Below are 16,095 nucleotides of genomic sequence, written 5' to 3'. Positions count from 1 at the left end.
CAAAATTTCGATATAAACAAGGTGATGGATCAACAATTCAGATTCCTTAGACTCGCAGGGTAAGCAAAAGCTCTTTTTCTTTTACTTCAGCTAGACTCGAAGGTTCGATCTCTGGATATTGGTCTGTATTCGTGATGATCACAGGTGTTATCGTTTCAAAGCCTGCCTGTCTAATCTCCTGTAGATCGAATTCAATGAGCAGTTCCCCTACCTTGACCTGCTGACCTGTCTCTACATGGGCGGTAAAGTGTTTGCCCCCCAATTTAACGGTATCTATTCCAATATGAATCAATACCTCTGCTCCAGCATCACTGATTAACCCTATAGCATGCTTCGTATTAAAAATGGAGACGACAGTTCCATTCACTGGCGAAACAACACGTCCCTCTGCGGGTTCAATCGCTAATCCTTTTCCCATAATCTCTCTAGAAAAGGTGGGGTCACTGACCGCTTGTAGAGGATGAACAGCACCAGCTATTGGGCTGCAAATCTGTTCATTTTGAACAAGCGTATTATCTGTTGTTCCTTCTTTTTCTAATCCGATGAATTCTGCTGTTTCTTTCGACTCTTCCTGATCTTCATTGGCTGGTATATCAATAAAGCCTAGAATATATGTCATGACTGCTCCAACAATAAAAGCAATGATAAGACCAATAATCGCATACCAGAACGTCTCCCCAACGAGGATCGGCAACCCAGGCAATCCTGCATTTCCGCCTACAATATAAGCTTTTGTTTTAAATAAGCTGATAAAGGCTCCACTGACTGCTCCACCGATTAACGCCGCGATGAACGGTTTCTTCAATCTCATATTGACCCCATACATCGCTGGCTCCGTAATACCCATGGTTGCTGTGATACTTGTAGACATGGCAATTGATTTAAATTCCTTGTTCCGTGATTTTAAGAATACGCCAAAGGCTGCGCCTGCTTGAGCTAGGTTAGCGACGAACATAATCGGAAGAATGTAATCGTAGCCAAGCTGAGCTACGGAACCAATCATAATTGGTATCAGCGCATAGTGCATGCCGGTAATGATAATAAGAGACATTGTTCCGCCAAGCAGCACTCCCGCAAACAATCCTGCATGATCAAACAACGCGATAATGCCTGATGCAAGTCCATTTCCAATAATCGTTCCAATTGGTCCAATGGCAATAAGCATGAGTGGTACTACAATAAGCAAGGTAAGCATGGGTACTAAAATCAGCTTCATTGATTTATGAATTAGGTTATCTACGAATTTTTCCACATAAGATGCCAGCCAGATCGTAATGACGATTGGGATAACCGATGAAGCATAGGTAACGGCTGTTACCGGTATCCCCATAAAGCTCGTACTTTGCCCTGTACCTAACAGGGCTGTCAATTGCGGATGGAGAACGGCGGCTGCGACAGAAACAGCAATAAAAGGATTATTTCCAAATTTATTTGCCGCACTAAAAGCCAAGATAAGCGGTAGAAAGTAGAAAGCACCGTCTCCGATCGCATTTAGTATCTGATAGGTACTGTCATCGGGCGACATCCAGCCAAACGTTGCCGCTAAAGACAAGAGACCTTTAATCATCCCTGCCCCAGCTATCGCTGGAAGAATCGGTGTAAACACCCCTGCAATGACATCAAAAATCGCACTTATCGGATTTTGCTTCTTTTGCATCCCCTTCTCTTTTCCTTGTATGCTTGCAGCTATATCGCTACTCTTCATTATCTCTTTATAAACCTGCGCAACATCGTTTCCAATGATGACCTGAAACTGACCTCCACTTTTCATGGTACCCATGACACCCTTTGTCTTCTCCAGACTCTCTTTATCAGCAAGCTGATCGTCATGCAAGTTAAAGCGTAATCTGGTCATACAATGGGTAACGTGTGCAATATTTTCTTTTCCTCCAACAAGCGCTACTATTTCCTTTGCTACTTTTTCTTTATCCATAGAAAAACACATCCTTTTCCTAACATGACTGAGATAAAAGCAATGCACTTGTTCAAATGGGCCCAATTGATCAAAAGTTTCGCATCATCTCATAAAAAAAACCCAAACATCTACCCACGTATCGACAAACATGTCTGTACATGAATAAACATTTAGGTTTTGCCTGCTTACCAGTAACAATCCTAGTAGTATGAAATTAAAAAAAACCTAAATCGCTGTCCATATAAATAGACAACCATTTAGGTTTTGCCTGCTTAACCAGTAACAATCCTAATCAATAAGAACTTGTCTTATTAAGTTACTTATAAAATATCATGTCCTCTTGATAATGTCAACGCTTTCATTTTTACTTTTTATTTACCACTCTATGGATGTGAATCGTTAGATAAAGCACTTCTTCATTTGTTAACTCATGCTTATATTCCTTTTGAATGTATCGCTTGATTTTCTTCGTACACTCATAAGCTTCCTTATATTTGCTTTTGACCATCTCGTATAAGAAATCGTCGCTGCTCTCCATATGGGTTTCCTTGCACAAACGTTGAGCGAAAAATTTTAGATGGGTAATAAACCGGTAATAATGCAAGGATTCCTCGTCCACTTCAATATTGAAATGATATTTAACGATATTTAAAATCTCTTGCATTACCTTCGTTATTGTAACAATCGTTGGCATTTCTTCGTTTAATTCGGCATTTACAATGTGTAAAGCAATAAAACCAGCCTCATCTTCTGGTAATGTAATTCCTAATTTCTGATTGATCTGTTTGATTGCCTTTTGTCCAACAGAAAATTCATCTTGATACAATCTTTTGATCTCCCAAAGCAAGGCATTTTTAATATCTAATCCGTCCTTGTTACGCTGAATGGCAAAATAAATATGATCCGTAAGGGAGACGTAAATGCTTTCATTTAGCTTTTTGCCCAAGCTCATTTTGGCATAGTTAATGATATTCTCAGAGATTTCCATATACTCCATCGGAATTTCATAAAGCAGTGTTTTAAACTTCTCGGAGATATCCTTATTTTCTAATTTGAAAATTTTCTCGATCTTGTCTTCTTCAACCTTATCGCCTGGTCGCTTCTGAAAGGCAATTCCTCTGCCCATTATCACCAGTTCTTTATTTTGATCGTTGTATACACTGATCACATTGTTGTTAATAACCTTGGCTATTTTCATGCTGACGATCCTCCCTTAGGATAAACCAAATGTTTATTACAATCGCTCCTGATCTTTTTTTTGATCGTACCTTTCTTTTCAGGAGAGGTCAAGGAAAATGAAAAGAGAGAGAAAAAGCCCGATCATCAATTTGATCGGACTCTTTTTTCTCCTATTGCTCTTATGCAGGAATTACGGGATTTTTAGCTCGTTTGTGAGTCCAAGCAAACACCCCTAATACAACTATCAATAAAACAGCCTGTGACAGCACAGTTTCCATGGTTGGGAAAAAACCAATTCCTTCCCACAATGGTAGTTGGCTTATCGGATGAACAGGTAAGGATTTAGTGATTTGCAATGCATGCACACTGACTCCGACAATTTTGAAGGCTAGCGCATAAATAACAACTGTGGCCGTCGTAAAGAATAAGCGAATCGGCAGTTTTACACTGTAACGAATCAGCACAAATCCGACAACCAACAAGATAGCTAACGCAAGGGCAATCCCTGCTAGCAATTCCTTCATCGTAATGGATGGAGCTAAACCAATATAGAAAATAACGGTTTCCGCACCTTCACGGAAGATTGCTAGAAAACTAACGGTTGCCATGGCCCATAGCCCGCCCTTAGCAACTGCCGATTCTACCTGACCTTTAAGATAAACATTCCAATTTTGAATGTTGGACTTATTGTGTAACCAATTCCCTACCAGCACCATCATGATAACAGCCGCAATTCCGAATACACCTTCTAAGTATTCACGGCTAGCACCTGCTGTCGCTTGAGAAAAGAATAGCTGGATACCAACAGCCAACAAACCACTACATATAATTCCAACAATCACACCTGCCCAAATCCATTTCTGTTGATGGGCGTGGTTGGTTTTTTTCAGAAAGGAAAGTAAGGCTGCTACGATTATTAAAGCCTCAAATCCTTCGCGTAATAAAATCACCGCTGCATCCCACATATGATAAGAGCCGCTCGATACATAGGGAGCAAGATCAATCTGTAGCTGAGTCAAGCGATCAGTAGCCTGTGAAGTCTTGGGAACCTTAGAGCTAAGTTCACTAATAGCTAATGGAATTTCATTCTCCACTTTTGCATACAAGCTAGGTGCCCTCGTCATAATTTCACCTTCGACCAGTGGCCAAATTGTTAAAAATTGATTAAGGGTATCAATAGCAGTAGCATTATCATTGGCCCCTATTGCAGAGATTGTGGTCGAAAGCAAATCCAACAAGCTTTGAACAGAGTAAGTCCCTTCTGTCGGAGCGTCTCCACTTGTTTTTCCATCTAAAAATGCCTGGATAGATTGGTGGAGTCCGTCCATTTTTTCAGCTACCTTTTTCATATCCAACGGTTCGGCATTTAACGCAATGCGTACAAAAGCCATTTGTTTCTCAATATCACCGTATGCCATGATGCTTTTATTGCGGACAATTAATTCTGCTCTCGTCCAATTTCTATCCAAGGCTTGATAGGCCTTCAGCATCTCTGGGTGGCTTTGCTGCTTGACATCCTTTTGCCATTTTTCCAGTTGGGCAAGGACATCCTTTAGTTTCTGTTGATTCTCCTCTTTTTTGGGAGGAGCTATTGTTTCTTCGTAAGTTCTCAGGGCTTTGGACAGTTGTTGTAGACCAGCATAAATGGCCTTATCATCCTTTGTTTCTTTCTGTAACTCTGCCTGTACGTGCGCTATTGCACTGTCAACCTCTTTGGCTTGAGGGATATCGGTTCTCTCTTTCGTCCATTCCCCTGCAAACGTAGTGATCGTCGCTTCTACATGAGGCCAATCCTGCTCTTTAGTCTTCAAGAAGGCATCAGACATCGTGACAAAAAGGCGATCTGTCGCTTCTGTAGCCCAAGCTGGCATACTTACAGCCATCAAAAAAGTAGCCAGCATGAACATGGCTAACATACGCTGTTTACTCTTTAAAAACCACATGGGGCTCACAACTCCTACTCCTTATAGATCTATGTTACTACTGGAACAAGCCCTCACCTATATAGCTTCCCTTTTTTACCCCTGGGAAGCAAGCAAACAACCCGCTTCCGCGATGAACAATATACTCGTTTAACTTATCATTCTTCGCCAAACGGTGCTGCATCGGAATAAATTGCTTAATCGGGTCTCGCTGATAGCATATAAACAAGAGGCCGGCGTTAAGAGTTCCCGTTTTCCCATCCATACCATCTGCATAAGAATAGGATCTTCGTAAAATTTTGATAGAACCATCTCCATGCGCAATTCGGGCATGGGAAACATCCGGTAATTTCTTAGGCTGTAGCGGTTCGAACTCGTCTGTTCCTCCTAGGGGAGCACCACTATCTCGATGTCGGCCAAATGTCAGTTCTTGATCACTCAAATTCGTACGATCCCAAACTTCAAGACGCATCTGTATGCGGCGATAAACCATATAGGAACCGCCTGCCATCCAATCTGGCCCATCACTAGACTGTACCCAGACATGTTGATTAAGCTGTGCCGGGTCTTTCACATTAGGATTACCTGTGCCATCCTTAAAACCAAACAGGTTACGCACCGTTTCACCCTTTAGATCAGCCTGCTTGGTACGTTGGAAGCCGGCTTGATTCCAGCGCATAGTCGCGATGCCTCTCGCTCGTCTAATCAGATTGCGCAAGGCATGAAACGCTACCTGCTGGTCATCTGCACATACTTGAACAACAATATCTCCTCCCGTCCATTCGGGCTGAAGAGCATCCTGTGCAAAGTGCGGCAGCTCGATTAAAGCTTGCGGACGTTTCGCTTTAATCCCAAAACGATCAATGCCGTCCTTGACAAAAAACTGAGCGCTAACACCAAATGTAATGGTAAGCTGGGAAGCAGAAAGTCCTTCTGCTTCCCCCGTATCCACCGGCGGGAGATACTGACTTGTTTTCGTATCCTCCACTGGCAGGCCCTGTGTCATATTTTCTGTAGCTTTGGTCCAATCTTTAAAAAGCGCTATAACATCAGAGCGTTTGGTTGTCGTTAAGTCAAAAGCTGCTACATAGACAAAGTTTTGCGTTTCTGTAGTAATACCTGCTTGATATTCTCCGTAAAAAGGGACAGTATCAGCTTTCATACGACCTGATTTATCCTTTGTCTTGTCTGATTTACCTTGTAAGTGGTTAGCTGCAGCAATGACACCGCCCATTCCACTAGCTCCGACTAAAAGTCCAAGTCCTCCAACCCCAACCATTTTAAGCATATCTCGACGCGAAACCTTTGTCTCATTTTGATCAGAAGTTGTGTTCTGTTGTTGCTCGTGATGTTTTTTCTCACGTTCTTCTTTCATAGATGCCTATCCCTCCAGCACAACACCAATTTTAGACAGTGGCTCGGCAAGTGCATCAATTGCTTGGCTAAGTTTTTTGACCTGATCTGGTTTTAATTCAGTATAAGAAGCATAATCTTCCCCTTTTTTGAAAGGTGCCAATAATCCAAATACATCATCAAAACGTTTTTTGATCTCATCTGATAACTTCTGATCCTTTGCTACCAAGGCTGGTTGCAACAGCTCATATATTTTTTGCGCTCCTTCTACGTTGGCAGCGAAGTCATACAAGTCAGTGTGAGAGTAACGCTCTTCTTCTCCTGTTACCTTAGAGGATGATACTTCATTTAACAAATCAACCGCGCCTGTTACTAGAAGCTCTGGTGTCACTTCTACTGTTTCTACCTTAGCACGCAATAGCTTCGCATCATTTAGCAACTGATCAGCCACTTTTTCAGAGCCTTTTGTTGTTTTGTTTACCCATAAACCTTGCTCTATCTTATGGAAGCCGCCCCATTCTTCTTTTGGTACATCGCCGTCACGAGCGTCAATTTTAGGGTCCAAATCTCCTAGGGATTCTGCAATTGGCTCAATGCGCTCGTAGTACATGCGTGATGGAGCATATAGTTTCTTCGCTGTTTCCATATCCCCTGTTTTTACTGCCGTTACGAATTTTTCAGTAGAAACCACAAATTGATCGATCTGATCAATAGAATAGGTTCGATATGCTTCAGTTACACCTTTTAAAGTATCTTTCGCATCTTTTTTCTCTTCTACCTTTTGTGCAGCATCTGTTTGAGCAACCTTATTATCTGCTTGTGTTGGTTGAGATTGCTGCGTGCATCCAAGAAGTGATGCACCTACTACAAATATTGTTGATAGAGTAAAAATAGACTTTTTCATGAAGTACTCCCCTTAATTGTTAGAAATAGAAATAAGTTCGTACCACATTATAATACGAATGATAATCATTATCAATAGCTTTTTTGCTCTCACTTTCAAAGTCTATTGACAAACGATAGTTCCTAGTAATAACAAGCTTTTACTAAGAATTATATGATGACATAAGGGATGGATGGAAATAAATTTTTGATTGACTCGTGCTCCTGTGTAGCATAAATAGCTACTGTTTTTCGCAAATCAAGAATGGGAACCCCTATTTCATGCTTGCTTAATTGCCATGCAGGAGTGGGTAAAGATTGGAAGGAAAAAACCATATTTCCGAAGCGACAACACTCTCGTAAGCAAATATCTTGTGAATACTCCCTGCTCTCTTCTAATAAATGAATCGGTTCAAGACCAAACTGCTCAATTAAATGCATTCTGTCGGCTAAATCCTTGCCATGCTTATAGGGAGCCGTCCGTCGGGGCGATAAGATTGGGTAATGCTCAATAACATATTTGTCATGAATGCCATGATAAAACACAAGCCTCACCTCTTCATGATGAAAGAAAGAGCGACCATTCCTTTGATGGCCACTCTTTTTTATTGGGATAAAAACGTTCACTTATTCTTGCCGATTCGGCTTTAACCGCTTTGATTGTATTTTACTGCCTGTCACTATAGCCTGGGCCTTTGTTTCTCGCCCTAATAGATCTTGTGCCACTACGGTGATCGTTTCTCTGCCTTCTTTTACCCGTGGAATTTCTAATAGAAAATCTCCCTGATCGCTTACATCACCATACAAACGCTGATCGCCATAGTAAAAGGACAGCTCTGTATCAGCTTGTTTAATGACCCGTCCTCTCACATGAAGTGTAGAACCTGCTGTATCGTCATAGCTTGGCTTTGCAAAACCCACAGAAAGCGGCTTAGCAGGAAGTGCCTTGTACATAATACGTTTTTGGTCCTGCATAACAACCGCTGATCCTGTCATTGCATCTGCATAGCATATAACAGATTGTGTTGTCAGGTTCTTCGCTTCGTCCATCGCCTCAACTAAAACCTTATTTTCACCATGCTTAAGAGCAATTTGATGTGAAAAGTATTTATGAACAGGCTTCTCAATCTGATCCTCTTCCCAGCTTGCAATTATTTCACCATTAACCTTCAATCTTCCTTTATAATTCATATCACGATACATCCAGCGCAGAGGGACAACGATCTTTTTGCTGGTCGCGTCAAACACAATATCCTCGTTACCATCGTTTACAAATTGCAAAATAGGTGGCGTTTTATCCACGATAATCCGTTGGGTAAATTCACGGGTGTTTCCAAAGGCATCTGTCACTTTATAAGGTACATATTGTATTCCCTCTGGCAAGTCTAGTACTGTCTGGAATCGACCGTCTGGTTCCACTTTTACCGGTTGCTCTTTGATCGTAAGCTTAACCCGATCCATCATGTCTTCGCCTGTCACCTTGCCACGAATAGCAACATGATTTTGATTGCTAACCATGATTTGTTGAAAAATCTGATCAGGAAACTCGATGCCCGGCGGTGTAAAATCACTTTGTCCATTGATATGAGTATAGGAGATATTACCCGCGTAATCATAGGCAACCAGCGTCATTTTTTTGTGTGGCTGACTAACTACTGCTTGTGTAATTGTCGGGGCATAAGGTCCACCTGTTTTTTTTCCATCCACATACAGCAGATACCCTTGAATATCCTTATCTTTTGTCTGCCACTGAAGTTTATTTTTATTTAGTTGCGCTGTGATTTGCGGTGCTTGACGATCCACGCGTACAGGTAGGGTAAGCGTCTGCCACTTGGCGTTGCTCCCATCATTTTTCGCACGGATGACAAATCGATATGACCCATCAGGTGCTGGTACATAGGCCCCTTTATCTGAGGAATAGATCATTCCGTCCCAAGCCCACTCTTCTTTCTCCGTGAAGAAAAAGGAATCACCTTTTCTTGATTGGTCAAATTTATTTACCTTACCATCTTTTACGAGAGATCGAACAACCTGACCTGTTGAATCTGTAACATTAATAGAAAGCTCTCGCGCATTACGTAAGAACGTAATAGATGGCGCTGCCTTATCATAATGACCATCTCCATTTGGTGAAAAAGCAATATGGTCTGGGTTGATTAATACATGACCATTCTCATCTACACCATTCACACCCAGTGCGTCCCGGAAACGCCATTTGTCACTTTCTTTATCGTGATACCATGTTGTTTTGACACTGGTTAGCTTTTCCTGACTCTCAGCGCTCCACATCGGAGCGTCCATGATTCTTGGTTCATTCCATTCTCCATAAAAACCATAATAGGGAACTCTCAGGGCAGGTACATGAGCCTGCTTGGGGGTAAATAGTAAGTATCCTTCCACAAACCTTTGTTTAGGGGCAGTCTTTGGCACAGTTACAGTTACCTGAACTTCTTGTTTTTGACCTGGAGCTACTGTAACGCTTGGGGTTTGGAATTGAACCTTGGCCCCAGGCAATCGCGTCTCTCTCATGCTAAAGTATCCATTCTCTATCTGATCAGTTAACACACCGAATTCATCACTAAGTGTGTACGTGAGTGGCTCTTTGCCGAATTTGTTAGAAATGATGAGGCTAAACGTTCGTTTCTCACCGATTTGCCCTAAGGATACACCTGCTTTTCCCTCTTTATTAGTAATAACAACGGGAGATTTTGCAGCTTTGACCACCTGCATAATGCCTGCCCCTTGCACACGAGGCGAATAAGGAAGGGGCGGGAGCTTTTCATCCTTTGACTTAGACGTACGCGGATCAAGTACAGGCTGAGCTGTGTTCATGGCTACTGCTTTTAGAGTTTCAACCAGCTCTCGTCCTTCTAAAGAATATCCTTGTTTTTGATAATACTGCTTAAGTAAGGCCATTGCTCCTGCAACGTGCGGAGTTGCCATTGATGTACCACTTTTTACCCCATATCCGTCTTGGGAAACAGTGGACAAAATTCCACCACCAGGTGCAGATATCTCCGGTTTAAATTGTAAATCCGGCGTAGGTCCCCATGAGGAAAAGGAGGACATGGTTCCACCTTCTGGATATGGCAATTCATTTTGTGCAAACTGGCCATCAAAGGTAATTTTTACCTTTTTACCCTTTTTCAATTTCTCTGCCATTGCTTCGCCCATTGATTTTAAAATAGATGCACTTGGTATATTTTTACTCTCATTTCCACTCATCAAAAAGGGCCCTGCTTGATTGTTATAAATAAGAGCACCAGCCGCACCCGCTTCCTTAGCGAGACGCAGCTTTTCATCAAAGGTTATATCTCCGCGTTCAATTAAAACGACTTTATTCTTAACACTAACATTGTAATCTTCTTTTTTTCCTTTCCCAACATACGCCATTTCATGTGATTGGGATAAATACTGCTCAGGTTGCAACGGGCTTCCACTGATAGGAATTCCCGTCAAATAGACCACACGCGGCAACTGATCAACACCCTCAAGCGCAAAACTATTGCCAGCAAACGTAGTGGCATTAACCGATGCAATGCTAAAAGCATCTGGAGCCAATCCAGGTGACCCGATCATGGCGTGATCGGGATTGGCTTGCTTTACTTTATCACTACCAAAATAAGCATCGTTCCCAGCTGCTGCGACTACGATAACACCACTGTCAACAGCATTTTTGACCGCATACTGTTCGGTATTCGTCTCATCTACATATCCAGCGGAAGACCCCAGACTAAGATTAATCACATCTGCTTTTTTAGCAATAGAATCGGTCATTGCAAATAAAATGGATTCACTAAGCCCAGAAATGCTCCCCTGATAATTGCTAAAAACTTTTTCGCTAAGCAATTGAGCTTCGGGTGCAACCCCTTTTACTTTACCATTTCCCGCTACTATTCCCGCCACATGCACACCATGCTGAGATTCCCCTACATCTTGAGTTATTTGATTGCGATCAGCCCAATTATATCCTGTAATAACCTTTTGTGATGCTCCAGACTTTTTTTGTGCTGCTTGTTTATCGTGAGGTGCTGGAAAATCAGGGTGTTTATGATTAATGCCTGTATCCACAATGGAAATCAACATCCCTTCCCCTTTTACACCCAACTCCTGCCAGGCTCTATCTGCCTCGATCATCGACAAAGTAGATTTTCCAGCTTTAGCCACAGACTCTCCTTTCATCACATGCTTCAAGGCATTCCATTCGTTTGCTTGATTCTGAAGCATGTTAAAAAGATTGCCCGGGGAATGACCGCCTGCTTTTTTTGGAAAAGAAGCACTAGTCGCCTCCCAAATATCTTTTTGAATTTGCTCACGTGAAATGATTTGCTGCGTGTTATCAATCGTCTGGTGGTTATGTAAAACGGTATCTGCTCCAACGTAATTGACCGGATAATATAGCAACGGTACAACTGCACCGGTACAAAGCACTTTGATCATTTGTTTCTTCATACGCAGCCCCCTCCTGGTGAAAATTCCTCATGTAGTATCTTCATCAGTTTGCCAAAGGAAGCTTATGGGTATACACCCGTACCATTACAAGGGAAGGAAAGCATACTACCAATTTTTTCAAAATATAAAAAAGCCCTCTCACTATCGAGAAGGCTTTTTCTGAATTCATGTCGTATAAAAAGGGAAGAAGGTATCTTCTTACGAGAAGAAGAAGGATTTAATAGCATGCTTCGTGGTTTCTTTATTCATATGAGCAATGGAAGTAGTAAGCGGGATGCCTTTCGGGCAAGACTGTACGCAGTTTTGCGAGTTACCGCAGTAGCTAATTCCGCCCTCCTCCATCAAGGAATCTAAACGCTCATGCTTGTTCATTTTTCCTGTCGGATGCTCATTAAATAGACGCACCTGAGAAATAGCAAATGCACCAATAAATGGTGATTTATCATTTACGTTCGGACATGCTTCTAAACACACACCGCAGGTCATACATTTAGATAGTTCGTATGCCCATTGGCGATCTACTTCCGCCATTCGTGGTCCTGGTCCTAAATCATGGGTACCATCGATCGGAATCCATGCTTTCACCCGTTTTAAAGCATCGAACATGCGGCTGCGATCTACAGTTAAATCGCGTTGTACAGAGAACGTTTTCATTGGCTCGATACGCACTGGTTGTTCTAACTTATCAATTAGAGCGGAACAGGCTTGGCGTGGTTTTCCGTTAATGACCATCGAGCAAGCACCGCACACCTCTTCTAAACAGTTAGATTCCCAAATGACCGGCTTAGTCTTCTGGCCTTGGGAGTTAACCGGGTTGCGTTGAATTTCCATTAACGCTGAAATTACGTTCATATTTGGACGATATGGAATTTTAAACTCTTCTTTATAAGGCGTGGAATCAGGTGTGTCTTGTCGGGTAACGATCAGATGGATTAAACGATCAGCCATGATCATTTCCCTCCTTTTTTATCACTGGTATAGTCACGCTTACGTGGTTTGATTAAGGAAACGTCTACATCCTCATAATAGATTTCTGGCGCTGTTGTTTCTGGATTATACTTCGCCATCGTCGTTTTCATGAAGCGTTCATCATCACGCTCAGGGAATTCAGGCTTGTAGTGTGCGCCGCGACTTTCATCACGTTGTAGGGCACTAATTGTAACAGCACGAGCTAGAACAAGCATGTTCCATAAATGACGTGTAAACTGCGCTCCAGAGTTGCTCCATTGCTGTGTATCTTGAATGTTGATGTTTTTGTAGCGCTCCATGAGCTCCAAAATCTTATCATCTGTTTTTTGCAATCGATCGTTGTAGCGAACCACTGTTACGTTATCAGTCATCCACTCGCCCAACTCTTTATGGATTACGTACGCATTTTCTGTACCGTCCATTTTTAAGATGTTGTCGTATTTCTCTTGTTCTTGCTTGGAATAGCTGTCAAATAAGCTACTTGGAAGATCATCTGAGAGCTTATCCAACGAGTTGATGTAATTGATTGCATTTGGACCAGCAACCATACCACCATAAATAGCAGACAACAGCGAGTTCGCACCCAGACGATTACCGCCATGTTGAGAATAATCGCACTCACCTGCAGCAAATAGACCCGGGATATTTGTCATTTGGTTGTAATCTACCCACATACCGCCCATGGAATAGTGAACTGCTGGGAATATGCGCATTGGTACTTTTCGTGGATCTTCCCCAACAAATTTTTCATAAATTTCAATGATACCGCCTAGTTTTACATCCAATTCCTTTGGATCCTTATGAGACAGATCCAAATACACCATGTTTTCGCCGTTGATACCCAATTTCATATCTACACAGACATGGAAAATTTCACGAGTCGCAATGTCGCGTGGTACGAGGTTTCCGTATGCAGGATATTTTTCCTCTAAGAAGTACCATGGTTTCCCATCTTTATACGTCCAAATGCGGCCACCTTCTCCACGAGCTGATTCAGACATGAGGCGTAGTTTATCATCGCCAGGAATAGCAGTTGGGTGAATTTGGATAAATTCTCCGTTTGCGTAAATAACACCCTGTTGATACAACGCAGATGCCGCTGTACCTGTGTTAATAATAGAGTTAGTAGATTTACCAAAGATAATCCCAGGGCCACCAGTCGCCATGATAACTGCATCCGCATGGAAGGCTTTAATTTCACCTGAACGCATGCTCTGTGCAGTTATCCCACGACAGACACCCGCATCATCAAGAACGGCACCGAGGAAATCCCAGTACTCATATTTTTTCACAAGTCCTTCCGTCTCATAACGGCGTACTTGCTCATCTAGTGCATATAGTAATTGCTGTCCTGTCGTTGCTCCAGCAAATGCAGTACGGTGATGCTTCGTTCCCCCAAAGCGACGGAAGTCTAGCAATCCTTCCGGAGTACGGTTGAACATAACTCCCATACGGTCTAGCATATAAATGATTCCAGGTGCTGCATCACACATTGCTTTTACTGGTGGTTGGTTCGCTAGGAAGTCACCGCCATAAATCGTGTCATCAAAGTGTTCCCAAGTAGAGTCGCCTTCCCCTTTGGTATTAACAGCTCCATTAATACCGCCCTGCGCACAGACTGAGTGAGAGCGCTTAACCGGAACTAGGGAAAAAAGTTCTACGGCTACCCCTTTTTCTGCTGCTTTAATTGTCGCCATTAGTCCAGCTAGGCCACCGCCGACAATAATTAATTTACCCTTCGCCATGTTTTATTCCCCCTTCTCTTACACGAATGCGAATACGGCACGCAAGCCTACGTAGGATAATGCTACGAACAGGATCATGGTGAAATAAGTTGCCATACGTTGTGAACGTGGCCCTACTGTAATGCCCCAATGCACTAAGAACGACCATACACCATTGCAAAGGTGGAACACAGCGGATAGAACACCTACAGCGTAAAACGCTATCATTACTGGGTTAGTAAAAATATCATGCATGAGGTCATAGTTAATTTCGGCAGTACCAAGTGCTTTGACAATACGTGTTTGCCATACATGCCACGCTATGAAAATCAGCGTGAAAACACCTGTAATACGCTGCCAGAGATACATTTGATTGCGGAAAAACGAGTAGTTGCCATTGTTCGGTTTTGCTTGAAATGCGAGATATAGACCGTAAATGGCGTGGAACAACAGTGGGAGATAAATGAATGCAAATTCCAAAAACAATAAGAACGGTGCCTTTTCAATTAGGCCAACCGCTTCGTTAAATGCTTCCGGCCCTTTGGTTGCTTGAAAGTTCGCCGTTAAATGGAACAGTAAAAACAACCCGATCGGAAACAACCCGAGTAGAGTGTGAAGCTTGTGCAAAGCGAAGTTTTTCTTACTTGCCATGCCTTGGGTCCCCCCTTCATTGATGTGTGGAAAATGTTATCTTACAATACCTATGCCATCACCATGCAGGCTCAAGCAAGACACATGTTCCGCTCCGCTTCCACTTTGGAAGAACATCCTCTATTCACGAAAAACCAATCCCTCAATAGGGAAACACAAAATGTTTCCAGTTTGCGAAATGGTTTTAAAAGTCTGTCAATCCAACGCATAAAAAACCGCGGGCGTAAACGAGATGTGTCTAAATAAAGAATAAAGATTGGAAATTATGTGACCAAAACCAATTGTACTCCTACCTCTTAGTAGCGTCAAGCAATTGAATAGACTTAATACATTCTTAGATTAATTGTAATCTATATCATTCCTAGCTTTTCTTGTTATTTATTCTTATTATGACCACGTATCTATCAGATATACTCTGACTCATCCCTCATTTACTCCTATCATTTTCCTAGTCTTAGCATAATTGTTTTTTTCTCTCATAGAATAGAAATCATGCACAAAAGGAGGACGAGCTAGAGTGAGACAAGCTACTGATATCCTACAGCAGCTTTTACCTGAGTTTTCAGTATATGATTGTCAGCGCATGCAACAAATGAACATGCCTTTTGCCGGTCATCTCTTTTTTCGAAATGTAGTCACTCAGGAATTACTGGGAGATTGCGAAGCTCCTATTCTTTATTGGATGGGGAAAGAGATAGGCGAGACCTATCATATACATGCGGCGGAAGATTTGATATTAGCCTTCATCCAGCTCGGCTTAGGAAAGCTGGAATTAACCTTGTGTACAGCTAGACAAATTGAATATCTCCTGACTCATCCTCATCTTACCATGCAGACTACAAACCGACTAGAACGCACCCTACAGTTTGAGACAGGCTTTATTGCCGGATCGATTGGCAAGTGGTTAGAGCGTGAGTCAAATGCCACACTCACTCTTCTGGGAAAGGACAAAAAAAAAGAACCAACTGCACACATTCAGGTTGTTATCTCAGGGTAACAACCTGTTTTTACGTGCAGAGCTCTTATATTCGTTTCATCGTTACTAGTT

11 protein-coding genes are annotated in these 16,095 nt (G+C 42.3%); 1 reads left to right on the top strand and 10 read right to left on the bottom strand.

All coding sequences use genetic code 11. The features are described 5' to 3' along the window. Positions 1 to 46: 46 nt before the first annotated feature. From O0550_RS02235 to O0550_RS02190, 10 genes are all read right to left on the bottom strand, one after another. Positions 47 to 1,933, bottom strand: a complete 1,887-nt coding sequence (locus O0550_RS02235; protein WP_258425564.1) for a beta-glucoside-specific PTS transporter subunit IIABC — start codon at positions 1,931 to 1,933, stop codon at positions 47 to 49. Between the two features lie 346 nt (positions 1,934 to 2,279). Beyond that, entirely contained in the window at positions 2,280 to 3,113 is an 834-nt protein-coding gene (licT, locus tag O0550_RS02230; RefSeq protein ID WP_003338887.1) for a BglG family transcription antiterminator LicT, read from the bottom strand. A 160-nt stretch (positions 3,114 to 3,273) separates the two neighbouring features. Continuing rightward, entirely contained in the window at positions 3,274 to 5,037 is a 1,764-nt protein-coding gene (locus O0550_RS02225; protein WP_258425563.1) for an FTR1 family iron permease, read from the bottom strand. Between the two features lie 37 nt (positions 5,038 to 5,074). Next, positions 5,075 to 6,391, bottom strand: a complete 1,317-nt coding sequence (gene efeB, locus O0550_RS02220; RefSeq protein WP_068792018.1) for an iron uptake transporter deferrochelatase/peroxidase subunit — start codon at positions 6,389 to 6,391, stop codon at positions 5,075 to 5,077. Positions 6,392 to 6,397: 6 nt separating this feature from the next. Next, positions 6,398 to 7,273 carry an iron uptake system protein EfeO gene (gene efeO / locus O0550_RS02215; RefSeq protein ID WP_181747064.1) on the bottom strand — a complete coding sequence of 292 codons (876 nt, stop codon included), beginning with the start codon at positions 7,271 to 7,273 and terminating at the stop codon, positions 6,398 to 6,400. A 149-nt stretch (positions 7,274 to 7,422) separates the two neighbouring features. After that, complete coding sequence (locus O0550_RS02210) at positions 7,423 to 7,797, bottom strand: hypothetical protein (protein WP_096887698.1); 375 nt, start codon at positions 7,795 to 7,797, stop codon at positions 7,423 to 7,425. A gap of 81 nt (positions 7,798 to 7,878) precedes the next feature. Next, positions 7,879 to 11,703 carry a S8 family serine peptidase gene (locus O0550_RS02205; protein ID WP_258425562.1) on the bottom strand — a complete coding sequence of 1,275 codons (3,825 nt, stop codon included), beginning with the start codon at positions 11,701 to 11,703 and terminating at the stop codon, positions 7,879 to 7,881. A 198-nt stretch (positions 11,704 to 11,901) separates the two neighbouring features. Further along, positions 11,902 to 12,651, bottom strand: coding sequence for a succinate dehydrogenase iron-sulfur subunit (gene sdhB, locus O0550_RS02200; RefSeq protein WP_003334938.1), 750 nt, complete (start codon positions 12,649 to 12,651; stop codon positions 11,902 to 11,904). A 2-nt stretch (positions 12,652 to 12,653) separates the two neighbouring features. Then, positions 12,654 to 14,417 carry a succinate dehydrogenase flavoprotein subunit gene (sdhA, locus tag O0550_RS02195; RefSeq protein WP_003338894.1) on the bottom strand — a complete coding sequence of 588 codons (1,764 nt, stop codon included), beginning with the start codon at positions 14,415 to 14,417 and terminating at the stop codon, positions 12,654 to 12,656. An 18-nt stretch (positions 14,418 to 14,435) separates the two neighbouring features. After that, positions 14,436 to 15,047, bottom strand: a complete 612-nt coding sequence (locus O0550_RS02190) for a succinate dehydrogenase cytochrome b558 subunit (protein WP_003334941.1) — start codon at positions 15,045 to 15,047, stop codon at positions 14,436 to 14,438. Between the two features lie 517 nt (positions 15,048 to 15,564). On the opposite strand from O0550_RS02190, the gene O0550_RS02185 reads away from it, so the two are divergent. Then, on the top strand, positions 15,565 to 16,044 hold the full coding sequence (locus O0550_RS02185) for a DUF2507 domain-containing protein (protein WP_022584144.1): 480 nt from the start codon (positions 15,565 to 15,567) through the stop codon (positions 16,042 to 16,044). Positions 16,045 to 16,095: the final 51 nt, after the last annotated feature.

It is taken from the genome of Brevibacillus halotolerans (assembly GCF_026891775.1).
In the GTDB taxonomy this organism is placed as follows: Bacteria; Bacillota; Bacilli; order Brevibacillales; family Brevibacillaceae; genus Brevibacillus_B; species Brevibacillus_B halotolerans.
The sequence above is the reverse complement of the archived record's forward strand: the minus strand, read 5'-3'. Positions and strand labels throughout refer to the sequence as shown.